At 38.9% G+C, this 25,119-nt stretch carries 21 protein-coding genes, 1 pseudogene and 2 riboswitches; of the genes and pseudogenes, 17 read left to right on the forward strand and 5 right to left on the reverse strand.

The features are described from left to right. Nucleotides 1–57: 57 nt before the first annotated feature. A riboswitch (SAM riboswitch) is annotated at nt 58–172 on the reverse strand. Between the two features lie 645 nt (nt 173–817). Continuing rightward, on the reverse strand, nt 818–1,711 hold the full coding sequence (locus VJ09_RS16210; protein WP_044642645.1) for a cation efflux transmembrane domain-containing protein: 894 nt from the start codon (nt 1,709–1,711) through the stop codon (nt 818–820). Between the two features lie 653 nt (nt 1,712–2,364). On the opposite strand from VJ09_RS16210, the gene VJ09_RS19015 reads away from it, so the two are divergent. The 3 genes and pseudogenes from VJ09_RS19015 to VJ09_RS16220 all read left to right on the forward strand — a co-directional run bounded on the left by VJ09_RS19015 (nt 2,365) and on the right by VJ09_RS16220 (nt 4,531). Next, nucleotides 2,365–2,493: a hypothetical protein gene (locus tag VJ09_RS19015; RefSeq protein WP_267904320.1), complete on the forward strand. Its 129-nt coding sequence runs from the start codon at nt 2,365–2,367 to the stop codon at nt 2,491–2,493. 62 nt (nt 2,494–2,555) lie between these two features. Continuing rightward, nucleotides 2,556–3,175, forward strand: a pseudogene (locus VJ09_RS17785) (ATP-binding cassette domain-containing protein). Between the two features lie 372 nt (nt 3,176–3,547). Continuing rightward, nucleotides 3,548–4,531, forward strand: a complete 984-nt coding sequence (locus VJ09_RS16220; protein ID WP_147635536.1) for an aldo/keto reductase — start codon at nt 3,548–3,550, stop codon at nt 4,529–4,531. 94 nt (nt 4,532–4,625) lie between these two features. On the opposite strand, the gene VJ09_RS16225 is transcribed toward VJ09_RS16220, so the two are convergent. Both VJ09_RS16225 and VJ09_RS16230 read right to left on the reverse strand, forming a co-directional pair. Continuing rightward, entirely contained in the window at nt 4,626–5,969 is a 1,344-nt protein-coding gene (locus tag VJ09_RS16225; protein WP_147635537.1) for an APC family permease, read from the reverse strand. A 291-nt stretch (nt 5,970–6,260) separates the two neighbouring features. After that, nucleotides 6,261–6,560: a hypothetical protein gene (locus VJ09_RS16230; protein ID WP_044642646.1), complete on the reverse strand. Its 300-nt coding sequence runs from the start codon at nt 6,558–6,560 to the stop codon at nt 6,261–6,263. A 266-nt stretch (nt 6,561–6,826) separates the two neighbouring features. Between VJ09_RS16230 and VJ09_RS16235 the strand changes: the two genes are divergently transcribed. Next, complete coding sequence (locus tag VJ09_RS16235) at nt 6,827–8,134, forward strand: helix-turn-helix domain-containing protein (protein WP_044642647.1); 1,308 nt, start codon at nt 6,827–6,829, stop codon at nt 8,132–8,134. Between the two features lie 143 nt (nt 8,135–8,277). Here the strand turns inward: VJ09_RS16235 and VJ09_RS16240 are convergent, their stop codons facing one another. Further along, nucleotides 8,278–9,282 carry a DUF4097 family beta strand repeat-containing protein gene (locus VJ09_RS16240; RefSeq protein WP_044642648.1) on the reverse strand — a complete coding sequence of 335 codons (1,005 nt, stop codon included), beginning with the start codon at nt 9,280–9,282 and terminating at the stop codon, nt 8,278–8,280. A 164-nt stretch (nt 9,283–9,446) separates the two neighbouring features. Here VJ09_RS16240 and VJ09_RS16245 point away from each other — a divergent pair, with 164 nt between their 5' ends. The 12 genes from VJ09_RS16245 to VJ09_RS16295 all read left to right on the forward strand — a co-directional run bounded on the left by VJ09_RS16245 (nt 9,447) and on the right by VJ09_RS16295 (nt 23,582). Next, nucleotides 9,447–11,309, forward strand: coding sequence for an arabinofuranosyltransferase (locus VJ09_RS16245; protein WP_044642649.1), 1,863 nt, complete (start codon nt 9,447–9,449; stop codon nt 11,307–11,309). Between the two features lie 282 nt (nt 11,310–11,591). After that, nucleotides 11,592–11,759, forward strand: coding sequence for a hypothetical protein (locus VJ09_RS18635; protein ID WP_154662379.1), 168 nt, complete (start codon nt 11,592–11,594; stop codon nt 11,757–11,759). Between the two features lie 29 nt (nt 11,760–11,788). Next, on the forward strand, nt 11,789–12,682 hold the full coding sequence (locus tag VJ09_RS17790) for an SDH family Clp fold serine proteinase (RefSeq protein WP_052807463.1): 894 nt from the start codon (nt 11,789–11,791) through the stop codon (nt 12,680–12,682). A gap of 239 nt (nt 12,683–12,921) precedes the next feature. Next, a complete protein-coding gene (locus tag VJ09_RS16255; protein ID WP_044642650.1) occupies nt 12,922–14,136 on the forward strand; it encodes an ATP-grasp domain-containing protein in 1,215 nt (404 codons plus the stop codon). A gap of 226 nt (nt 14,137–14,362) precedes the next feature. Continuing rightward, nucleotides 14,363–15,586: an ATP-grasp domain-containing protein gene (locus VJ09_RS16260; RefSeq protein ID WP_044642982.1), complete on the forward strand. Its 1,224-nt coding sequence runs from the start codon at nt 14,363–14,365 to the stop codon at nt 15,584–15,586. Between the two features lie 149 nt (nt 15,587–15,735). Continuing rightward, a complete protein-coding gene (locus VJ09_RS16265) occupies nt 15,736–16,224 on the forward strand; it encodes a hypothetical protein (protein WP_052807465.1) in 489 nt (162 codons plus the stop codon). Then, complete coding sequence (locus VJ09_RS16270) at nt 16,221–17,831, forward strand: hypothetical protein (RefSeq protein ID WP_052807466.1); 1,611 nt, start codon at nt 16,221–16,223, stop codon at nt 17,829–17,831. Before VJ09_RS16265 ends, VJ09_RS16270 begins: the two co-directional genes overlap by 4 nt. Further along, complete coding sequence (locus VJ09_RS16275) at nt 17,832–18,038, forward strand: hypothetical protein (RefSeq protein WP_187118728.1); 207 nt, start codon at nt 17,832–17,834, stop codon at nt 18,036–18,038. Then, nucleotides 18,035–18,523 carry a hypothetical protein gene (locus tag VJ09_RS16280; RefSeq protein ID WP_044642652.1) on the forward strand — a complete coding sequence of 163 codons (489 nt, stop codon included), beginning with the start codon at nt 18,035–18,037 and terminating at the stop codon, nt 18,521–18,523. Before VJ09_RS16275 ends, VJ09_RS16280 begins: the two co-directional genes overlap by 4 nt. After that, on the forward strand, nt 18,524–20,080 hold the full coding sequence (locus tag VJ09_RS16285) for an AAA family ATPase (protein ID WP_044642653.1): 1,557 nt from the start codon (nt 18,524–18,526) through the stop codon (nt 20,078–20,080). It begins immediately after the preceding gene. Between the two features lie 632 nt (nt 20,081–20,712). Continuing rightward, nucleotides 20,713–20,899, forward strand: a riboswitch (Lysine riboswitch). Between the two features lie 92 nt (nt 20,900–20,991). Next, nucleotides 20,992–22,440 (forward strand): amino acid permease, encoded by a 1,449-nt coding sequence (locus VJ09_RS16290; RefSeq protein WP_044642654.1) that lies wholly within the window; start codon nt 20,992–20,994, stop codon nt 22,438–22,440. Nucleotides 22,441–22,586: 146 nt separating this feature from the next. After that, nucleotides 22,587–23,582 carry a ketoacyl-ACP synthase III gene (locus tag VJ09_RS16295; protein WP_044642655.1) on the forward strand — a complete coding sequence of 332 codons (996 nt, stop codon included), beginning with the start codon at nt 22,587–22,589 and terminating at the stop codon, nt 23,580–23,582. 160 nt (nt 23,583–23,742) lie between these two features. Here the strand turns inward: VJ09_RS16295 and VJ09_RS17795 are convergent, their stop codons facing one another. Then, nucleotides 23,743–24,453 (reverse strand): CAP domain-containing protein, encoded by a 711-nt coding sequence (locus VJ09_RS17795; RefSeq protein WP_052807467.1) that lies wholly within the window; start codon nt 24,451–24,453, stop codon nt 23,743–23,745. A gap of 192 nt (nt 24,454–24,645) precedes the next feature. On the opposite strand from VJ09_RS17795, the gene VJ09_RS16305 reads away from it, so the two are divergent. Then, nucleotides 24,646–25,095, forward strand: coding sequence for an OsmC family protein (locus tag VJ09_RS16305; RefSeq protein WP_044642656.1), 450 nt, complete (start codon nt 24,646–24,648; stop codon nt 25,093–25,095). The last annotated feature ends 24 nt before the right edge of the window (nt 25,096–25,119 follow it).

The raw sequence follows: 25,119 nt of genomic DNA on the forward strand, positions 1-25,119 counted from the left end.
CGTCGATGGAAAGAGGCGTTTTACAAAAATAGTCCGGACTATTTTTTAAAACTACTCTTCCTATCTTCCAAGCAATATGCTTGCAGGAATTGGCACAGTTTCTATATATAGTGCATATAGATCCGCTGCCGAGACATCAAAGGGCCAGTCCCTCCGTCTCTCTGGATAAGAAGTAAGTCTTATATAATTATTTTCCATACTAAATGATTTTTTGTAACATGTCAAACGTTTTTCATAAAATTGTTCATCTATAGTCTATTCATAGTTGATCTACCAAATGATAAATAAAAACTTTTTACATATTATTATTTTTGTTTATATATAGCATGTTGCATAATGAGCCTAAAGCCAGAGGTTTTCTCCTTTTGAAATGCGACTATGAGCTTAACTTTGATTTATCTACAAGCTCTATAAAGAAAATAAAATAGACACACCTAGTAAATTAGATGTGTCTTAACTATTTAGCGGGGAGAGAAGCAGGCTTTTTTCAGATTATGAATAGTTTTTTCTAGTAGCCCCCAAAACCTTCTAATTTGCCTGATTTCATCACATGAACTTTACCCCACGGAGGCTTTTTTTATTTCCCATACTGCATCTCGCTCCTTTTTATGAATTTAGATGCAGCACGAAAGCTACATCTCTCTGGTCCCCTTGTTTGAGAAAAAGAGAGATATAGCTTTTTCCAAATAGTTTCTAATTAGTATATCGACTTTTTTTTAATTTGGAACAAGAAGCCTGTATAAACTTTGAATTTCTCAGAATGAAAAATAAATAAATCCCCCTAGTTGCAAATAGAAACTAGGGGAAATTTTCCTATCTAATCACTCTTTTCAGATGGATAGGAATCAGAGTTTTTCCAGTCATCATAGATAAAATGGGCAAACTCTATCGAACGTGATCGAACAATAGATAACGCACGTTTCATATAGTACAGAGAGATCACACCGCCAAGAAAATGATCGATTGGTAGTGTGGTATTTAAGTTGAGCAATGAAAAAATGAGATGGGTTCCAGCGATAACCAAATGCATTGCAAGGTCATTTTCTAGATGGATCAGCTGATCTTGATGATATTTAGAAGTTCCTAGTTTAATCGATTGATAAAAGACGATATAAGTTACGAATAGCAGGAGTGAAGCTAACAGCGCAAACTTCGCTACTTCTGTGTGAACGATCCCTACATTCTTGTCCATTTTCACAAGCGATTCATAGATCGACCAGCAGTTGACCCCTAAAAACAATAACGCATTGATAACAGCGGAAAGTTTTAGCAAACACCACCAGTGCTTTTTGCGACTCATAGTGAAGCATATGAATATAATGAGGAACAAAATTAAACCTGCAGAATCGGTTAGAAAATGCAGTAGCTCTGTAAAAAGACTCGAACTCGCTGTCCGAGCTTCTCCAATGCTATGCAATATTACAAGCCCAGCTAACCCTATTAACGCCATACCATAGCTACATACATAACGATAAATATTTGCTAGCTTCTCTGGTGTGATTTTGTGACCAATGAATGTTGTGAACATCATTTCAATCCAGATAAATAGCCAGTTTAAGTTCAAATGGTGAGACATATTTTCCAACCACTTACGGAGTCTACTAGGATTGGCATGCTCCTCTCCATGATTGCCCCCACAAGCACAACCAAAGCCATTCTCAAATTTGCGCAACTCTGCATCCACTGGAAAATCAGTCAATCGATTTCTCATTTTAATGGTCCCCTTTCTTTGGGAACCAAGGCGGTGTAAGGATCAACTCCATACATTCCAACCTTGGTTCCCATGTTTTGATGGTAGTTTCCCATAGAAACCAAGGTTGGGTGTTCGACCCAATAAAATAGTACTCTTTTATTTGAAGATTGTAAATAGGTATTATTATTATTTAATAGAGGTATTTTATTAATAATTAAACATCTAAATTGATATGATTATTATTTGTTGGGTGTGTGAGTGATATTGGTTATTCGTTCGAAATAAAGCAGTATCATTTGCCAATGGGAGAAAATCCTTTATATCCCAACGATTTCGGAAAAATTAGTCAATAGATGTTACATCGTCGTTGGTTAAGTTATAATATTCTGAAAAATGACATGGTGTCTAAAAAGAGGGGTGCTTTATTAAGTATCGCTTGAAGATACGGAACCTCTTGTGGAACTATCGACAGACAATGAGGGTTATTTTGGCTTCCATTTTTATCTCAAGTGGTGCTCGGTTATTCAATCCTTGGGTGATGAAAATCATTGTGTATCGGTATTTTATTTGCTGTAGGGGCTTGGCTCATCTTTCAAAAACAACTAAGCTAAGGAGAGCTTGTTGCTTTTACCCTATATGTGCCACAACTTTATCAGGCATTGGATTCGTTAATGGATTTTTATTTCGAGGCGATTCGTATACGTCCAGAGAAAGAACGCTATGAGGATTTAATGAATCTCACTAGCTCTAACATAGATGAACTGGAAGCAAACCATACCAAAACCCAGTTGGGAAAGTAGAGTTCCAACATGTTCACTTTTCTTATCAGGACGATCGTCCTATTTTGCGAGATGGTAGCTTTATGATTGAACCTGAGCAAGTGGTTGGAATCGTAGGTCCATTTGATTCAGGAAAATCCATGATGCTGGATCTTCTGCTAAGGTTTTATAAGCCTGAAAGAGGGAATATCCTATTGGATGATAAACCAATAGAGTCGTATCAAGTAAGTAGTGTTCGCAGAAGAATGGGAATGTATCTCAGGATATTTTTCTTTGGAGTCGATCGATTCGTGATAATCTTCTTTTTGTGGCACCTGATAAGACAGAAAAAGAATTGTGGGATGTGTTAAAGGTTGCTCAATTAGAAGAGTTAGTAAAAAGATTTCCTAAAGGAATAGAGACAGAGATAGGGGATCGTGGAGTACGATTATCTGGTAGGGAGAGACAGCGTCTGGGGATTGCTCGTATACTCTTAATGGAGCCAGAAATTCTTCTGTTAGATGAACCTACATCGGTACTAGATGCGAATACGGAAGCAAAACTGCAAAATTTTTATAATCCCGTCTACCAACGAAAGACTGTGATCATTGTGGCTCACCGTCTAACGACCGTTCAGAATGCAGACCAGATCCTGGTAATGGAGAACGGGTATTTGATTGAAAAAGGAACTCACAACGAATTAATGCAAAACAAAGTTATTTAGTAGACAGATGAGAGAATTAGAGGAGCATCCAAAAATGGAAACGTAAGAAAATTTGAATCTAGAGAATAAATATATTTCTCTTTGGTAGTTAACTCGATCTAATGAAAAAATACTTTATATACCTGGATTTAATTATTAGAGCATGTTGCATAATGAATCAAAAGCCAGATTCTCCTTTTGAGATACGACTATGAGCTGTAGGGAGTCGGAGCAGATCCCTCGGGACAGGCAGGACAAGCAGAAGCGGGAAAACCGGCGGCGCTCCTACGCTTAACTTGTATTAATGCAACAAGCTCTATTATTGTAAATGAAATTTACTTACCAAGACATGTTTTGAAAATAGTACGGGAAACAAAAAGGAGTAGAATTAGATTGATCCAAACAGTAGAATACCGAAACTTAGGAACATCTCAGATTCAAATTTCTCCACTTGGGTTAGGATGTTGGCAATTTAGCAAAGGAAACGGACTAGTTGGGAAGTTTTGGCCAGTCCTAGAAGAATCCGAGATTAAGCAGATTATTAAACTCAGCTTAGAAGGTGGAATCAATTGGTTTGATACAGCAGAGGCATATGGTTGGGGAGAGTCGGAAAAAGCACTTGACCAGGCTTTAAAGGACATAGGAAAGCCTGCTAAAGATGCACTCATTGCTACGAAGTGGTGGCCAATGTTTCGTTCGGCGAGTTCCATTACTCGAACGATACAAGATCGTATCAATTGCCTAGGTGGTCGTACCATTCATCTTTATCAAATCCATCAACCATATTCACTATCAAGTGTCGAAAACCAAATGAAAGAGATGGCAAAGCTAGTTCAAGAGGGGAAAATTGTAACTGCCGGTGTAAGTAACTTCTCTGAAAAACAGATGCGGGAAGCTCATCGTGTGTTGGCAGAAGAAGGGATCCCGTTAGTATCTAATCAAGTGAAATACAGCCTATTAGATCGTCGTATAGAACATAACGGGGTTATGGAAGCCGCAAAAGAACTAGGAATTACCATTATTGCATACTCGCCTTTGGAACAAGGAATTCTCACAGGAAAGTTTCATCATAATCCTACTCTAGTAAGAGAGGCAAAAGGTCCTAGAAGATATATGTCCTCTTTCCGCTCACAAGGGTTGTATCAAACTTTTCCATTTATCCAACTACTAGAGGAAATTGCCAAAAAAAGAGAAGTCAGTGTAAGTCAAGTTGCATTGAATTGGCTCATTCATGCCCATAATGAGACCGTTGTAGCTATTCCAGGTGCGTCCAAAGTAAGTCAAGCGAAAGATAATATTGGAGCACTTCAGTTCCGTCTTACACCTGATGAGATGGAGGAGATAGATGCTGCTTCCAAAAAAGTTGCCAAGAAATAGGGATAGAAGCAAATATAATAAAGGATTGATAGTAAACGATTTTTAGTGAAAAAAGGGGTAGAACAGTATGTACTGTTCTACCCCTTTTTATTTTTTATACGATGGAAGCGGTTGGTGTTTCCCCTTGAAGTCTATTTCTTCTCTGTTGCCACCAAAAAATGGGGAGACCTATGACGGTGAGCAAAATAGAGAAGATCGCATAATTGGTCTGTTCGATGGCTGTATTCACAATAATGAAGCTAGAGCCAAGAATAGCAACGATCGGGATTACGGGATAAAAAGGTACACGATACTCCCCATTACTAGAAGATGAGGAGTTCTTACGCATTTTGAAAACGGCAAAGAAAGAAAGAATATAGAACAGGAAAATCGTAAAAGTACAGACATCTGTTAACCAGTTTGGATCACTAAAAAACATATATAAAATACTAAAGGTCACAATCCCTAGTATTGAAACGATTGGTGTATTCCATTTAGAAGATACCTTTGCTAGATAACGAGAAAAAGGAAGTTGACTCCGCTGAGCCATGGCAAATGGAATACGTGGATAACTTAGTATTTTCCCATTCAAGCTTCCAAATATAGAGATCATAATCCCAACAGTAAGGATTTTGCCGCCCAAATCGCCGAAAAGAATTCCGGCAGCTGTGCTCGCAGCATTTTCTCCTAAATCTACTACTGTTTGTGCTGGTAGTACTTTTAAGATAGCAATATTGATGAATAGATAACTGGCTGTTACGATGAGAAGCCCAGCGGTGATTGCTTTTGGAAGAGTTTTCGCAGGGTTTTTCAATTCTCCTGCAACAGAACCTACTAAAATCCAGCCATCATAAGCAAATAGAGTTGCTAAAACAGCGGCAGAAAAGCTCATTTCCTCTGTTGATTTTGCAATAGCATGGAGTACTTGGGCGTCGCCTTTCCAGAGACCAAAAATGATGATCAGCAGGATTGGAATTAATTTGGCAAAAGTGGTAAGGCTCTGAACCAAGCCACCGTATTTGGCTCCCAGAATATTGACCGATGTTAAGAATAATACAGTGAGGATAGCGATCCAAACTTCATACGAAACTGGAAGTGAAAAAAAGTGTACAAACAAAGAAGAAAAATAAAGTCCGAGTGCTGCGATAATGCCAGGTGCGTAGATGACGGATTGCATCCAGCCGCTTAAGAACCCCAATGTTTTTCCGTACGTTTCTTCTATATATGTGTATAGACCGCCTGTTTTCGGTATACGAGCTGCTAATTCGGCAATGGTAAGCCCACTTGCGATGGTGATGATTCCCCCAACAAGCCAAGCTAACAAAGCTGTCGTTGTATTACCTGTACTGCCTAATACCACACCAGGTTTGAGAAATACCCCTGAGCCAATGACACAACCGATTACGATGGACATGGCACTGATGAATCCCAGATCTCTTTTCAATGTTGCTTGCTGCAATTTTTTCACCTCATCTATTTCTGTGTATCATATTGGTTTTATTAGTTGGAATGAAACGAACGTTTTCTATGTTACATTAGCGATTTAGCAAAGTAAAGTGTTTGTATATTGGGATATTATTCTTAATTGACATTTTTGAGCAAACAAAAAAGGCATCTCCTATTTAGAAGCAGAGAATGCCTAAGCCTTTATAGTAGATAACAAATAAATATTCATACAAAATCCTTTTCAAATTTTTTTAAAATGATAGAATATGGAAAAATAGACAGATTGTAAGAATAGGAGGGGTGATTACGAAAAAATGTCGTAAGAATATCCACTGATGATAGTGGTTCCGTTCCCCATGTCTGTTTTTCTTCCATCTAATAAATCGAGAGTAATGGATTTACCATTTAATGTAGTTAGTTGAATTCGTTGTGTTTGGCGTTTTGGCGGCTCATATTGAAAGTAACAGATTACTTTTCCTTTTCTATCTGAAGGGAATTGATCGATATCATACTCATAGTAGAGATTTACAGAGCGGGTTGTGCGAAACTCTTTGATTACCGAGGCAACTTCTTCATAAGTACCGTCTAGACGCATTCTCATCATTTACATTATCACCTTCTAGTGGTTTTTTTGGTAAATCATGGATTAGTTAGGAGAATCACCTCTTTTATTGTATTCATGTATCCCGAATTTATCAAATAATTAATATTTTCTAATTATGATAGTTCCGTATTGAAATTTCCTCTGCAAATCCTTTGATTGAATCAAATTTTTTTAATGTTTTAATCATTTTTACCAAAATAAAGTAAAAGATTAAATTTTGGATTATTATTCCTACCGGTATATTATTAAATTGAGGTGAAAAAAGTTTGGAAAATTTGGATCAAATCCAATTAGGAAAACTACTTCGACAACGTCGTAAAGAGATGGGTATGAGAATTGAGGATCTAGCGGATGTCAACATCAGTCCCGCCACTATTAGTAATATCGAACGAGGAAAATCTAGTACGCAACAAAAGAACAAACTTCTATATCTATGTGAGAAGTTAGGACTGGATTTACAGATGCTTCCGACGCTGATTGAAAACAATGTACTACAAAAAAAGAATATCAAGATGAAATTGGAGTCGCTAGAAGGAATTTTAGAATTTAATCCGGAACAAGTGCTAAAAGAACTGGATGCGATCTCATTACATAATTTAGATTTATTGTATGCTTTTAGCGAATATCTAAAAGGAAAATGTTATGTAATACGTGGTAGTTGGACCAATGCCAAGAATCATTTTGTGGAATGTATTCGAATTGTAGATAAAAACCAATCAACGCTTTTAAGGACAAACTTGAAAGCAGCTAGTTTAAACGAATTGGGACGTGTTTTTTATTTCAGCAACGATTTAAAACAGGCTTTGACTTGTGTTGAACAAGGAATTGAATCATTTGATTTAGAAGGAGAACGTCGTTATTGTTGGCATGTACTTTATATATGTAAAGCGACCTATTTGGATCAATTAGATGAAACACAAGAATCGTTAAAAGCATTGGAAATATTATGGGAAGAGATTGACCAGATCCAAAAGTTAGACGTGCTCCTCAATATGTACGAACTAAAAGCAAGTCTATTATCTAAGCACAAACTATATTTAGAAGCGATGAAAGTAGCAAGGATGGGACTTGGAATTGCTCGGCTTAATCTACAGCATGAACGAGCTCTTGAACTCTGTAACGAAATTGGAAGAATTCATATGGCATTGGAAGAATGGGAAGAAGCGCGTCATTCTTTTGAAACAGCTTGTAAGTATGAATCGGTTCTCAAGAATCACTCACTGCTGATCCCGTCTTATATTCAGATTGGTCTATTGAATTTGAGGTTACAGAATTTAACCCAAGCAGAATATTATCTCCTAAAGGCGGTTTCTTTAACGAGAAATGAAACGGAAATTTGGAAGTATATTGAAGCTCATAAGGCACTTGGGGATTGTTATTTGCAAAAAGGTGATCTTGCAACTGCACTGTGCACTTATCAGAAGGCATTGGCAAAATGCCGAGAACAAAAGCTTTTACGTAAACAGAACGACCTATTAGTTAAAATGTGTAAATGCGTGGAAAAATCAGACAAAAAATTATTTAACCAATATATTGAAAAGTTATACAAGATTCAGGTAGAATTAGTAAAATAAGTCAGGAGGTGATTGTAGTGACTCAACCACCAAGCACAAATCCAGTTCGCTAATTTCCCTAACACCAAGACTTTACATAAGAAAACCCAGTAATCGGCGACCACAGAGGGTCGCCTTTTTTCATGCAAAAAAAGACCCCAATTTTAATGGGATCCGTTTTCATTTGGATAATGTAAATATAAATTTCCAGATGTTGTTACAATCTGGAGTTTGGGAGCCTTGGAAGGAGAACCTATGTAATAAAAGTGATGCTTTTCGCTCTTCTCCTTTACTTCATAATCTGGAAAGTCAGACTGTAACATTCCTGATGTAGTTCGGGCTTCTATGGTCATATGAGGAATTTCTGATGAAAAAATAACTTCTATATCTCCATTTAACGAACTAATAGAGCTGCCATCATGTATTTTTTGAAAATAGATAGGTTGTATTGTCCCGTTTGTCGTATCTGCTTGTAGCTTGGCATCAATATGTTGGAAATTCATATTGCCACTTACGGTTTTAGCCGAGATTTTTTTTGCCGTTACTTCTGAGATTTCTAATTCACCATTTGAACTACTCAGGTCCAGCTCATCAGATAACTTCACTCGAGATAATGATTGTTTTCCCGTCACTGTATAGACTTTGAGAGAATTCGCCGAAATTCCTTTTGCTGTTACTGTTCCATCGATTGACCGAAGATTTGCATTAGTAATGTGCCAAGGGGCATCTTGAAATGTAATATTACCAGTCGTACTCCGTACTTCTAATTGTTTCATCGTTATAGGTAATTTTATCTCTAACTGTGCTTTTTTTGTGGAAGTATAGTTAGGTAAGTTCGCTGACAAATGAGCCTTTTCTTGAACTTCTAAGAGAATTTGATCATCATTTAATTGGTATTCCAATTTTTCTTGTGCTTGGTTCGAATAAGTTGTATAGCGAATTTGGATCTGGGATGAGCTGTTTGGTAAGATAATCACATCTGGTACATCTGTTTGTATACTAATATTCTGGATGCCATCAAGTGGGATCGTTTTGGTTACCACCTGAGGCGTACCTTTTGTATTGGTATCACTTTGTAGGAACCATAGAATGGATCCGCTTAAAGTGAGAGCAACTCCTAATACAGTCGTGAGAGTCCAGAACATGCGTGGCTGACTACTAGTACGCATGAAGAATCCTCCTAAAGTAACCTTTTTCACCCTCAGTGTAACATTTGGAAATGGACTGTGAAAGAGAAGTACTACGTAATAGTCGGTTTCGCACATTTTTCATAGTATTTTAGATAGATCTATGTTAGGCTATGAAAGTTGAAAAAATGAATGGAGAGATGTCCATGAAGATGATGCGACAAGAGACCACGAAAATATACCTTTTGTACCTCGTATTCTCTTCTATCATTTGCTTTCTTCTCCTAATGCTAGAGTTGCCGAGTGAACGATTTTTTCTAGTTCTAATACCGAAAACACTGCTTTTTGTAGCGCTATTTTTAGTTGCGTTCCTTTATTTCGTCAAACATCCTCACTTTAGGCGAAATCGTGATCTATACATAGTTTTAACCGTGGGCTTGTTCTTGTCGAGTGTAATGGCTTACCTCTATCAAGATACTTACTTTGGATTTGATGCTCGCTCTATTGATAGCGAATTTGTATATGCCATTATTACGAAGTACGCAAATTTCTGGCCTTTGGTTGACTTTACGTACCAAGATCTATCTGCCTTTTACCCGCCATTGTTTTTTTATGTCGCTGGTAAATTAGCATGGTTGTTTGGGATGGAACCTTATCATATTTTGCGCTTTATTAATGTTTGGACCCCAATAATGGTAGTACCATTGATCTACTTTGCTTGGCGACACATTACCAATTCTAGGGTAGGGATGTTAGTCGCAATCACCAGTTCACTTGCTTTTATGTCTGAGATGTATTTTAAGCCTTATGAATTTCTAAGTCTTATGTTCATCTTGCCTTGGTGGTTTTCCTTTGTAGACCGTCCAAAAGATCAACCTCTTCCACAAGAAACATCAAAATATCGTAGATTTGTTGTTTTAGCTGGTTTTCTTGGGGCGCTTATCTTTTTGACATTCTACTATTGGTTTTTCCTATTAGTGATTTACACATTGATTCGTCTCGTTCTCTATCTAGTTGAAACCCGATCTTTGGTTCAAGTCTGGAATCGTTTCCGCCATTGGTTTTATGTTGCAGGTACTGTATTCCTATTTGCGTTGGTTTACTTTGTTCCACTCTTTATAAGCATTGCTAAATATGGGATCAAGACTTATCAAAATCGATATTTTACCTTTGATATGTTAAAGATCTTTGCACCTCACCTCGAGAATTTAGTAGAAGAACCTACACAACTTTTTTATCTTATAGGGTTGATTGCAGTCATTTTACTAAGTAAGAAATATGACTTTGTACAGAAGCTCCTATTTCTAGTACTGGGTACTTATGTATGGCAATTTTTAGGGAATATCACTGTTGCTTTAAAAAAGCCTATACTGCACTTTAAAATGGAATGGATGATTCATCTTCTCCTAATGGTGGCTTTTTCTTATGCTATCTACTATCTGATCAATCGAATTGTAGAGTATAAAGAACAAATATACTTTGGGGCAATTATTTTTGTGATCTTGATATTGGGACAATACTCTTTACAAGTTCATGATATAGCGATTACCAAAGGATTTAAAAAGGTATCTCAAGATATTCGATCCTTAGAAACAGTAGATCATAAAGGAAAAGTATTTCTAACTTCTAGACGTGATATGTATATGCATTATCCAGTGTTTTACTTTGTAGCACCTGAACCAACTTTTACACATCATGCCAGTAGGCGGGATGATCGGATTCAATTGTTACGTGAGTTAACCAAACAAAGCGACCCGAAATTTATGGCTTGGATGCTCACTTATAATAAATTTGATAAGGTAGACTATCTCTGGTTGGAGAACAAATACCAAATCTACTTAGTACAAGATCATTTTTTGAAGCTACCAAATGCAGTGTATGAGGAATTTACGTTTGAACCTTCTATGTTCCAGAGTCGTTATTTTGAACAGAAGACAAAAGGAAAAATGTTCTATGAGGTTCAACCAATTGATAAAACGGAATTTCAATCGTTTACCCCAGCTCAGAAAGCACTTGCAGAGAAATACGGAGATCCAGAAGTGATAGAGAATCTATCCGAAAAATCTTAAACAAATGCACTCTGTATTACAGAGTGCATTTGTTTTATGAAAAAGTATATAATTATACAAAAAGAAATCGCTTACATCTAAAAAGATGAAATTATTTTAAGTAGATAACAAAAATTTTCATATGATGATAGTGATCTAACTATTTTGTCAATATCTTACACAAGTTTCCTAGTTTCGGGTACAATAAAGATGTTGAGTATTTAGGCATTGTCTACCGTTCATCTTTTGTAAGATTGAGCATATATTGGCAATGGTAACTTCTGTGTAAAGGAGGTACAGCAATTGTTTCAACTACTTTTAAAAGCGAAGCAAGAGTATGTTACCAAGACGCAGACAGATCAGACCTTTGAAAAGTTCCTAAAATCTTTTCAGGAGTTTGAGAAGCAGATGCGAGTAATGGAAGTAAAACCAAGTAAAGAAAGCCTTTATGGAAGGCCTTTTCGAGGTTGAAAATTTTAGAAAAGTAAGGGGTTGTGCCCATGAATCAAGGACAAACCCCCGGCTTCTCTTTCCAGTCTCCCAATCAGCCGCTCTATCATGCGGTGCATCGTGATCGTTATGATAGACAAGCTTTGATTCGGGAAATAGAGAAGGTGACGGGACGTAGATTAATTATCTATATGTCGAATCTAAATCATCATGAAAGTTCGATTACAAGAGATGATATCGCCCCGTTTCACGAATTAGTCGGAAATCTGGATCGGAATAGCGATGTAGATTTGCTCATTCAAAGCCCTGGTGGGGATCCTAATGCAGCTGAAATTATTGTTCATACCTTGCTCTCGCGAACTAAGCATTTACGTGTTGTGGTTCCGCAAGCTGCCAAGAGTGCAGCTACACTCATTAGCTTAGCGGCGGATGAGATAGTGATGAGTGATACCTCTGAGCTTGGTCCAATTGATCCACAGGTTACGATTCCCACTTCATATGGGTTAGCTTTTCGTCCAGCCCAAGCTTTTCTAAACGGACTCGAAATGATTAAAAAAGAACATGTAGACGGACAAGCGCTGAATCCTACGTACTATCCATTTCTAAAAGGAGTAGATGCAGCTTTAATCGATTACTGCTACAAATCGATTGAACATTCCAAACGTTTAGCAGTAAAATGGCTCTCGCGCTCCATGAAAAAGAATCAACCAAAAGAAGCTGCTCGGATTGCAGAAGAGTTAATTAATATTGAGAAGTATCCAAATCACGGTCAAGTGATTAACTACCAGGATGGATTACGCATAGGGCTACGCATTACGTATCAATCATTTGATGATCCGATATGGCGTGCTTTTTGGAGGCTATATGTGAACTACATTGTGGTAATGAAAGAGCAACAAGCGGTGAAAATTTTTGAAAATACGAATGCTTCCGTCATGTTATAAATTCCATTAGTGTGTGATTTTTAGTTCATTAAAGAGTACAGTAAAATGGAAAAACCTCTCTTAGAGAAATCTAAGAGAGGTTTTTTGTTAGATTGTAAAATGAAAAACTATTAAAAATCAAGTATTAAATTTAATGTATTAAAAATAAATTTATGTATTTTTATTGAAATAGTTTTTTGAATAATGATATAATTTCTTTTGCCAGACCTATTTGTCCACTAACACTTAGGGGGTATTCAATGAGTGTTCTCATTTTGAGCCGTGTCGCCCATCAGTATTATCCATATGAAGAATGGATGAAAGATTTGGGAGAAGACTTGGTTCTACTAGTCGCGGAGGAATTTCGCTCAGACTATCCAGCAGAACAATATGTACACATTGAATCCTTTCCCAACTATGAACGGAATGGAAATGTAGAGTTGCGTGCCCTTCAATTACATGAAGAATATCAGTTTGGGTGTATTATCGCCTGTTCGGAAGTAGATATTATTCGGGCAGCAGTACTGAGGGAGAGGCTAGGAATTGAAGGCCAACATACCCAAAGTGCAATCCATTTCCGGGACAAGACAGTAATGAAAGAGATCGCCGCTCAGAAAGGAGTAACCGTTCCTATTTTTCGGAGAGTAGATCACTCTTTTGACCTACTCGATTTTGTGACAGAACATGGCTATCCAGTCGTGGTAAAACCAGTGGATGGAGCTGGATCTGTCAATACTAGTGTGCTTCGTTCGGAAAGAGATCTCGCAGAGTTACTAGTAGGAGGTCTAACATCTCATCTAGAGGTAGAAACTTTTGTCGAAGGAAATATGTATCATGTGGACGGACTCGTGGCAAATGGCAAGCTCGCTTTTATCTCTGCTTCTCGGTATGCAGAAGAGAGTGGTTGTCTAGCTTTTCAAGGCGGCGGGTACAATGCTAGCTATCTATTAGAACACGATAATCCTCTCTTTCACCGCTTTGTATCCTTTACTAAAAATCTCCTACATGCACTCGATACCCCACATCATACTTCTTTTCATTGTGAAGTTTTCCATACTCCAGATGACAAAATTTATTTATGTGAAATAGCTAGTCGAACCGGTGGTGGACGTTTAAACACGTATTTAGAAGAAGCCTATGGTTTTCACCTTAGTCGTAATTGGGTAAGAGCCCAATGTGGCTTACCATTGGATTTGCCAGAATATCATCAGATTCGACAAGCAAAAATGACCGGAGATATATTGGTTCCTCCTAAAAAAGGTACATTTTTATCTGGACCGAAAACATCGCCACCAGAGTGGGTATGTGAATATCGCGTAGTCGGAAATCCTGGTGATTCATACGGAGGAGCCCAGACCAGCGTTGATCATATCGCTTCTTTCGTGGTGCATGGAAAGTCTGAGTCAGAAGTAAAGAAACGTTTATTTCAAGCAGCAGAGTGGTTTGAGAATGAAGCGCAGTGGCAATTGTTCTAGTAATCTGCTGCGTATAGTTGGTGCTAAATGAAGTTCTTGATTAGAATACATTTCCATATCAATCCAAAAATATGGACTATGACAAGTTTTCGTTAGATGATCCTATGCTCCCTAAAGGAAGGTTCTAGTGTTTCTATTTTTGGATGAATTCTACTAGGGATTAAGACAGTTCTTCTCTAAATTGCATCCAACCTTTCAAAAAAAGAGAAAAGAAAGGGTGTTGGGGATGAGTATCTTAATTTTAAACCGTGTACCTCATGATTTGTGTCCTTATGAGGAGTGGTTAGCAGAAACAGGGGAAGAGCTCCTTTTGTTGTCTTCCGATGAGTATGCGGAGGGATTTCCAAAAGATCGTTATACTTATGTGGAATCATTCTCTAACTATATTCATAATGGGAATGTAGAGCGTCGAGCGATTGAGTTATATGAAAAATATCAATTCCACACGATCATAGCAGTAGCAGAACGGGATATTTACCGTGCGAGTCAATTGAGAGAAAGATTTGATTTGAAGGGGCAAAGCTACGCTAGTGCAAGTGAGTATCGCAATAAGGTTTTGATGAAAACCATAGCTAGAAAAGGTGGAATTCTGACTCCTGAATTTGCAGAGTTGAAATCCAACTTTGATCTTGTTGAGTTTGCATCTCAACATGATTTTCCGCTCGTAGTAAAACCAATTGATAGTGCAGGATCGATGGGAACAGTAGTACTGGAGAATCATAAGGATTTAGAGAGAATGTTGGCAGAGGGTGTTCCTGACAAATCGGAAGTAGAAACATTCGTGGATGGAGAAATGTACCATATTGATGGATTGGTATACGAAGGGAAAGTAGTATTTATTGCTGCGTCTAAGTATACTAGTAGCTGTTTATCCTTCCATGAAGGAGGGTATACAGGCAGTTATATTGTGGATCAAGAGAGTCCACTCGCAAAACGCCTCATTCGAGAGACCGAAAAGCTCATTTCTGTTTTAGATACACCACAGCATACTACGTTTCATTGTGAATTCTTCCATACAGTAGACGATGAGATTGTTTTATGTGAGATCGCTAGTCGAACAGGTGGTGGACGTGTTAATGTCATCTTAGAACAGGCTTTTGGGATTAATATTACACAATCGATGATTTTGGCCCAGTTAGGACTACCTGTTCAACTTCCTGCACATCAAAAGGAAGTAAATCCTCCTACTTTTTGTGGACATGCTCTCTTACCTCCACGCCAAGGGGTATTCTTAACAGTGGAGACTACTTCGATGCCAAGTTGGGTGTTGGAGTATCGGTTACTTGCAAAACCGGGTGAAATTTATGATTCTCCTAAATCTAGTGTTGATCATATCTGCTCTATTGTAGTAGGTGGAGCCTCGATCCAAGAAGTGAATGAAAGGATGGAGAAAGTAGCGGATTGGTTCCGTGCTGCCTCCAGATGGGGAGAAATCCGTTCTGTATCTTAAATAAGTAAATAATGTTTTTAGCCTGTTCTAATGGGAACAGGCTCTTTATGTATTTCGTATGGGAAAATTATTTTTTGTATTATGGAAAATTGTTTCTTTTCATTATAATGAGAGTATCTGAAGTTGTTGGCTAGAAGGAGGAATAAAGTTTGCCTAGAGATATCTTTTTTCAACCAAGTAAAAAAGAAAATCTGCATATAGTCGAACGAAAGATTACTCCTATTCAAGGGGGATCAGAAAAGACGAGGCAGGATGAAATATTACGTCGATCAAGATCAAACGAATACATGAAAGCGGTAAAACAATTGGATGCAACTGGACAAAAATTAGATCCTAGTCTGTTACAATCACTACAGGATCAATTGAAGATGGAATTTCCTGAGGTACCTATTTATGCCCTTTTGTTAGGAATTGTGAGTAAATGTTATCTCGGTGATCCATATGAAGTGCATACATTGGATACGAGTGGGCAATGGATTCTGGAACATTATAAACGTGGTGAAACTTTACCAGTCTCACTAGAGAAGGCTCGAAAACTTGCAATGCATGGAAGTTATGAGTTTATAGAAGTGTATAGCGACTGTTTACGGGCAATTCGGGAAAATGGGGAGGTCTCCGTGATCGGGGGAATAAAATGAGTTTACAAGATAATCTACAACTTGCAGAAATACGTTTAGTACGAATTCGACAGGAGCGACAAGAGAAGTTTCAGCATCTTCAACAGTTGCGGCGAACTGCAACTGGAGTGTTGCAGGCGTTGGATTTGGGGATCGTTCGTTCGGAAGTGTTTCAGAATGTCAGTGAAGAACTAATGATCACCATTCCAAAATATTGGTTAGCTCCTGCTGTGGTTGCTTTAGTAGCATGGGTAAACGATCAAAAAGAGGTCGCAGATCGTGCATTGGCTGAAGCACTACGACGTGACGAAAAGAAAACCTCTTTATTTATGGCTTTAGTTACGAGACGATATGGGAGATTAGATGCGAGTAGACGTTGGTTTGAACATTACTTCACCCTTTTAGACCCTAAAAACTTAGAAACAGAGTTTATCACGTTACTTGAAGGGATTACGAATGGGGTTTTTGCTTATGATGTAAGAATGGCGTTCCAAAACCAATTGAAACACTGGTTAGATGAATGTATGGAAGACGCTTCGCTTACAAAAGAGACTCGTGATCAATGGAAAGAGAGTCTTTGGGCGATTGGCACTGACCGAGAGATAAGTTTAGAAGAATTAGGTGAAGAGGAATACCAAAGGCGATTCGAAGAATTATTTAGTGATGACAAATATGATTTATTAAGAAAGTATTGCACTAACTGGGATGAAATCAATGAATCTATTTCAAATCACCAATATTATGAACATATTGCTGAGACAATCAAAAGTTGGCTTGAACAAAATACATCACTAGAACCAAAGATTGAATCAGCAGTAGATAATTTATTGGATCAATTAGTATCGCAAGTAGTGGGTGAAGAACTAGAGTTAAAAAGAGAAGAGCGGAAGCTAGAATTAGTAATTAAATATCATGGTGATTGGACAAAAGCCAATCAAAATTGGAGTGCGGAAGAGCAACATTACCAACCAGCACGGTCTCTTTTGGAGATCATTCGTATGGGGGCTACAAAAGTTGGGTTTAGTGCTGCTACACAAAAATATTGTCTGGCAATTTCTAAAGATTGGATCAAGGAGGCCCATGAAGATATAACAGGAGGTATACGCTACCAGGTTCCAGAAAAGGCCGAACTAGAAGTTCCACTCATTGAGAACTCCGATTTTTGGGCATGGTCCTATTCTTTAAATGATGGTTCGGAAGAAACCGAATGTGTCCAACATTTTATGCAACATTTTCAACGATGGAGCAAAAGTACAATAAAAGCAAACATGAAGGAGAAAAGAGAATACTCCCGTCGGATCAAATATATCGTGTTTTTAGTTTTATCAGGGATGATTGGGATTATAACAGGTTCTTGGATTGTTTTTTTCCTTAGTTTTGGCGGACTCTTTTTGTTGCGCCGTTGGCAAGTCAAACGTCCAATGAAAAAACAAAATAAACAGTATCGAAATCAGATGGTTCCCGTTGTCAAAGCTGCCATAGCAGACGTTGTAGATTGGCGTCGTGAGCTAAAAGCAAAAGATCGTCATGCAGAAGATCTGCCGACATTACTTAAAGATTTGAAAGCAGATGAGATGTTGACTGCACAATATGAACCTAATCGTCTAGTAATGACGGAGAGGAGATAGATGATGGAATCCAAACTATCAGGTAATTCATCGCCATTTGCTCGGACACAAAAAGAAGCTATTACGAAATCGGAGAAACAAACGGAAGATAAGTCAACTAATGTGGAATCCAATCTCTCTACGCCCCAACACAAAATGGCAAAAGACCTACCGAGTTGGGACTTGTTACCGCCAAATACATTTATTAAAAGAGGTGGAAGACGATGAGAAAGCCACCTGTTATTTATTTTGATTGGATGCAACTTCTAGATGAACTAGAGACTGCAGATAACAAGCTAGAGTTGATGACTCTACTTCATCAAGGTATTGCGCCTGATACAGAGAATGTACGTGGTCGAGTAGCAGTCCGAGTGGTTGAAATTATCCATAAATGGCTTGATCAGGCAACAAAATATTTTCAAGAACAAACTCAGCAAGGGTTTGCGGAATCGGAGTGGATTAAAGCTATCAATCTGCTTCGTAAACGGTTAACTACAACCTGGCAATTAGGCCAGATGCCTTTTTTGCCTGGTAATATTGTAGATCAAATAGACCAAGAGATAGAAAAATATGTTCAAAATTTACAACAAAATATGGTGGAGTCGGCTGCGAAGCATGAAATCACTGGAAGACTTGCTTCTTTTCTTCGGAATAACCCTATCTCCCTTATAAAAGAGCCATTTATGATCCCCAAACAGGAGGTTCCTAATTAAATGAGTGATTATAAAACATTCCGTTCGACACTGACTAGGTATCTCAAAGCGCGAATCCCCTTTATCTCCATCCGAAGTGGGGAACGTGCAAGAGTTCTAGAAGTTTTAAAAGAGATTGGAACAGAGCTAAATGTCCCGATCTATACACATACCCTCTCACAAGGAATGAGAGAGATTGTTTCGAATCGTTCCGTACACGATGATCGGTCTGTCTTTGGTGCGTTAGATTTTATGAGTCAGCAGATGACACAAAGACAAAACCTAACATTTTGTCTGACAGAAGTTTCGGATTTAGATAATGACACGCAAGCAGCTCGCCATTTTTATGACGCAGCATTGCTTGCTTCTGATCCTAATTCGAGTGGTTCCATCATTGTGATCACCTCTGATCCGATCTGGGCACCGCTTCAACGTTTAGGGCTGTCGGTTACATTAGATCATCCCAATGAAGATGAGATGTTGCGCATCGTCCAAGAGCAAATTCATCCTTATCAAGGACATATGCCAATTGATTGGAAAGTAGAGCAAGAAAAAGAAGCAGCCAATATTCTTGCTGGAATTAGTCAGATCGAAGCAGAGAATGTATTGGCTACCTTACTTGCCAAAGGGGAGATTCGTACCGACGATCTGGACGAGCTTCGGCATGCCAAAGATCGAATCTTTGCAGATATTTCTGGTTTAGAGCGGATTCCTGTTCGAGATAAGGATCTCTCTGTTGGAGGACTAGAAGGGCTAAAGGCTTGGCTTGATCAAGAGCGTCCGCTTTTGACCGCGGATCTCAGAGAGCGCGGAATCCGCCCTCCACGTGGAGTATTGCTTGTTGGAGTACCGGGATGTGGAAAATCACTCTCCGCTAAAGCGATTGCTTCTAGTTGGAAGCTTCCATTATACCGTTTGGACCTAGCTACGATACAAGGCCAGTATGTGGGTCAGAGTGAAAATAATCTCAAGCAGGCACTGTCCACAGCGGATCATATCTCACCGTGTGTACTTTGGATCGATGAGATCGAGAAAGGCCTAGCAGGTGGAGGAAGTGGTTCATCCGGTGTTACAACTCGACTAATTGGTCAGTTCCTATTTTGGTTACAAGAGGCAACTGCTCGTGTCTTTGTCGTAGCCACTGCGAATGATGTTTCTCAATTGCCAGGTGAATTGCTTCGTCGTGGACGTTTTGATGAACTATTTTTCATTGATCTGCCTTCTCCTGAAGAGCGACGTGATATCATTTCGATTTATGTGAAAAAAGGGTTGAAGCAAAGTCTCGATGAGCAGCTGATGGATGAGTTAGTCCAGCTGTCTGAAGGTTTTGCTGGAGCTGATATTGAAGCGGCGGTAAGAGAAGTGGTCAAACGAGCTTATCTCAATGGAGACGATTCGATTACAGTGGATCTCTTTCGCCGTAGTTTCCAAAATATCGTGCCGTTATCCAAGACAAGTCCAGAGCGAGTCGAAGCGATTCAAAACTGGGGGAGAGAGCGTGCAGTTCCTGCCTCAGGCAGACCAATCGCTGGTGGAGATGAGCAGACGATTAAGGCAAGGAGAACCGTATTATTGTAAAGAAAAGGTGAATAAGAAGCCTCCTTCCCTGTTAGCTGTGGAAAGGAGGCTTTTGTTTGAAATGATACAATCTCCAGTGATAATCAAGTTCCTGTGATGAGATCAATTAATAAATCTATGAGATACAATAAGAAAAAAACTTTTATTATGAGTAACTGAAACTTATAAAAGAGGGTATTTTCTAGTTTTTTACGGTTTTCCAGAATGCTTCCAATACGATAAATGCTAGATAAAATATAACAAAAATTAAAGAGTAGACCAAAGGGAGACGGAATTCGAAATAGGATTTAGTCAAGATGTATATAAAAGAAAGGTTAAATGTTAGGTAATAGACAAAGATTCTCTTATAAGAATTTGGATAGACATCTTTTACTTCTGATAGAATTTGGTTTGCCAGGTATTTAATAGGGATTTTTTCCTTTATATGATCCATTATAATTGTAGGAAAAATACAAGTGATACATTTGGACTAATACAAGGATCAATATTCACGTATTAAATCCTGATTCCTTCTAGAATAAATGATGATTTTGTGAAAAAATATGTTCGTAATGCTTGCGTCTATACTATAAATCTAGTAAACTATGTTTTACCAGCATTGTTAAAAATGAATAAAATCTCTCATCCGTATTGTGGTGAGTAGAGGTGCGACTTTTAAGAGTAAGCTGTTGGAGATCAGAGTCGATCGTTGAGAACATGCCCAAAGGAAAAGCCGCCGAAGTCCAAATCCTGTCTCTAGGATATGGGCTGGGGTTGTTACCGAATAGGAACAACACTGTCATGGCAGATTATGATTTGTCATGGGGAGCTACTAAACAAAGAGGATGGAGCGGAGATACAGGCCGTCCCATTTCATTTGGGCGGTCTTTTTGTTTTTTCGCACCTCCTTAATTAAAAGGGGAGTAAGAAAAATGGCTCAAGAACAACAACTACAACGAGGACTAAAAGCGCGACATCTTCAGATGATTGCGATCGGTGGATCGATTGGGACGGGTCTATTCCTAGCAAGTGGAGCGACGGTTGCCGAAGCAGGTCCAGGAGGAGCAGTTCTTGCTTATCTCGCAATTGGAATTATGGTGTACTTCTTAATGACAAGTCTTGGAGAAATGTCTGCATACCTACCTGTATCTGGTCCGTTTAGTACCTATCCAACACGGTTTGTCGATCCTGCGCTCGGATTTGCAATGGGGTGGAACTACTGGTATAACTGGGCAATCACGATCGCAGTTGAATTGGCTGCTGGATCATTAATTATGAAATACTGGTTCCCAGAGAGTTCTTCACTACTATGGAGTGCACTTTTCCTTGTTATTTTAGTTGGACTTAATATTTTATCAGTCAAAAGTTTTGGAGAAGCGGAATATTGGTTTGCGATGATTAAAGTAGCGGTCGTCATTTTCTTTATTATAACTGGTGTTCTGATGATCTTTGGTATTTTTACTGGAGATGCAGTAGGTTTAACCAACTTTACCATAGCAGAAGCGCCATTTAATGGTGGATTCTTTGCCATACTAGGTGTTTTTATCGTAGCGGGGTTCTCCTTCCAAGGTACAGAATTAGTGGGTGTGGCTGCTGGTGAAAGCGAAAATCCAGAGAAAAACATACCACGTGCAATCCGTTCTATCTTCTGGCGTATTCTTTTATTTTACGTCTTTACCATGCTGGTCATTGGCTTGTTGATTCCATATACAGATCCTTCGCTGATTCGAGGGGCAGAACAGGAAAGCATTGCACTAAGTCCTTTTACCTTAGTATTTGAACGTGCAGGACTTGCTTTTGCAGCTTCTGCAATGAATGCAGTAATCTTGACATCTGTTTTATCTGCAGGCAACTCAGGTATGTATGCTTCCACTCGGATGCTCTGGGCATTAGCAAAAGAAGGGAAAGCACCAATAATATTCAGCAAATTAACCAAGAATGGAATTCCGATCTATGCATTGATTGCTACTGCTGCTGTGGGGGCGCTGTGCTTCTTGACTTCTTTATTTGGCGACCAAGTAGTATATACCTGGCTCCTTAGTGCATCTGGTCTTTCTGGATTTATCGCTTGGCTTGGGATTGCGATTAGTCACTATCGCTTCCGGAAAGCATATGTTGCACAAGGCCGTAGTCTGTCGGATTTACCTTATGTTTCGAGATTCTACCCATTTGGTCCTATCTTTGCTTTTGTAGTCTGTCTATTTGTTATCCTAGGACAAGATTACAATTCCTACTTAGGTGGATCAATAGATTGGCAAGGTTTTCTCGTCTCATACTTGGGAATCCCTCTCTTCGTAGCCTTGTGGCTTGGATATAAAATCGTTCACAAAACAAAAGTAGTCCCTCTCGAACAGTGTGACTTCTCGAAAGACGGGAATTAAGCGAATAAATTCATCAAATGGGCACCTTTGCTTACTAGCAGAGGTGCTTTTTTTGACTCTTTTACAAAGAAAATATAAAATGGTACTAGTTATTAGGACTAGATACTAATACTTGATCATAAAAATGGTTAACTGGAGGTATTGTTATGAAAGCTAGAATTACAGCTATTGGTGGATTTGTCCCAGAGAAGCGTTTAACCAACCATGATTTGGAGCAAATGGTAGAGACATCTGATGAGTGGATTGTTCAACGGACAGGAATCAAAGAAAGACGGATTGCAAGCGAAAGTGAATTCACTAGCGATTTGGCAGTGAAGGCAGTAGAAAATTTGGTTGCTTCTTTTGCGGTAGAGATAAAAGATGTGGATTTTTTACTCGTGGCTACGACAACTCCTGATATGCCAATGCCAAGTGTGGCTTCTAGAATCCAAGCTAGACTTGGCATTCCACATGCTGGTGCAATTGACATCAGTGCCGCATGTGCTGGGTTCGTTTATGCACTTAACATTGCTAATAGTCTTATTGTTTCTGGGGCACATCGGAAGATCTTGGTGGTAGGTGCTGAAACTCTTTCGAAGGTGACGGATTATCAAGACCGTACTAGTTGTATTTTGTTTGCAGATGGTGCAGGAGCATTTCTCGTCGAACGAGATGATGAAGTCTCTTCTTTTATTGCCCAGTCGCAAGGGGCTGATGGAGAAGCTGGTATTCATCTCTATTGTTCCGGACTTAGTGAACAAATAGAGGGTGTCCAGCTAGATGGGAAGCAAAAAATTGTCCAAAATGGGCGGGAAATATTTAAAAAGGCCGTCCATACTCTTACACAAGAAGTTCCAGAAATCCTAAGAAAAGCGAATCTATCCCTTTCTCAATTAGATTGGTTTGTCCCCCACAGCGCCAATTTGCGCATAATCGAAGCTGCCACCAAGCGGATCGATTATCCAATGGAACGAGTCTTGTTTAGTGGTACTTACTATGGTAATACTTCTTCTGCTACTATTCCGCTCGCTATTTGGGATGCTTATCATGCAAATCGATTAGAAAAAGATCAGACCATTCTATTGTCAGGTTTTGGGGGAGGATTTGTTTACTCCAATGTACTGATCCGTTGGGGATTGGAAAAGAAAAAGGAAGGTTCCTAGACGATCTAGGCCTTCCTATAAAAAATTTTCTATCATTATCTTGCTCTTAACGGGTAGTATGCTTCCAAAGAAGATAGGGGGACAACTGCCCGTTAAAGTCTACTACGTTCAACTTCATTTATCTTGGAAGGTGAAAAATGCTATTGGTAAAATGATCATCTTATTTAGCGATGAATAGTTGAGTCCAGTAGGTTCCATATGAACCACCTTCGACAAATCCTACACCAATATGGGTATAAGATGCATTCAGGATATTAGCCCGGTGACCTTCGCTATTCATCCAACCTTTGACTACTTCTGCGGCAGTTTTTTGACCAGCTGCAATGTTTTCTCCAGCGGAACTAAATTTCACATCAAACTTTCTTAACATATCAAATGGAGAACCATATGTAGGTGATTGGTGATCAAAGTAGCCTTTGTCTTTCATATCCTGAGATTTCTTGTCAGCTACAGAGGAGACTTTTTCATCTATTGTTAGAGGTTTTAGCCCTTGCTTGGAACGTTCTATATTGACAAGACGTACTACTTCTTTTTCTATTGCAGAGACGGTATCGGAAGTAGAGGATTCGGTAGCATTCGTGTTCTTGGTTGTATTGGTGTTTTGCTGACTCGTTTGCTTAGACTCAGTAGTGACCTTTTTCTTCACTGTATCCACTTTTGGAGCAGACTTTTTAGGCTTGATCCGCTCACATTTTTTAGGTTTTGCAGCAAGAGCCTTTACCTCATGAACTTCGATTGGTACTGCTGCTACTGGTAAAGTAGTGGAGGTCTCCTTTGAAAGTGTTAGTGCTGATTCTTCAGTGGAAAATGCGGTAACTCCAACAGTTAGAGTGAGGAGAAAGATAGAGGTCGTAGTTAATAGTTTCTTCAAGGTTCATACTCCCTTCCGTTTATTTCTTCCATTGTAACAATTCATACTCGAATACAGTTCTGTAAAATTATTGTAATTTTGGTTTGTGATGAATTGATAGAATGTTTCTTATATAGGCCCTCCTTGCTATGTAAAGTTAGCAAGAGTAAACTCGATGCGAGAGACCAAGATCGAAAAGAGGGAGTATAAACCATGGCAAAACATCACTTTCATCTCACCGCACAGTGGAGCGGAGGTCGTAATGGAGAAGGAACGATCTCAGCGGGCAACCTTCAAACAAAAATATCGATCCCTACTCCAATGGACGGACCAGGAACCGGTACCAATCCTGATGAAATGTTGATTGGAGCAGCTGCTACCTGTTACTTGATCACACTAGCTGCGATGGTCGAGCGTGGTCAGATGGCTGTTTTGGACTTATCTCTTCAGACAGAAGGGGTGGTGGATGTGACCAATGGAAAGTTTACCTTTGAGCAGATTATCCATCGTCCAACTGTTGTTCTGGATCCTCAAGCGAGTGAGCGAGAGCGCAAACGGATAGAGCGAGTTGTTTATCTGGCAGAGGAAAGATGTATGATCTCGAATGCGATGAGAGGGAATGTGGAATTGGTAGTGGTACCTACATACGTGTTAGGGAAATAAAGAGGAAAGTGCAATTATCATGCT

It is taken from the genome of Risungbinella massiliensis, assembly GCF_000942395.1.
In the GTDB taxonomy this organism is placed as follows: Bacteria; Bacillota; Bacilli; order Thermoactinomycetales; family Thermoactinomycetaceae; genus Risungbinella; species Risungbinella massiliensis.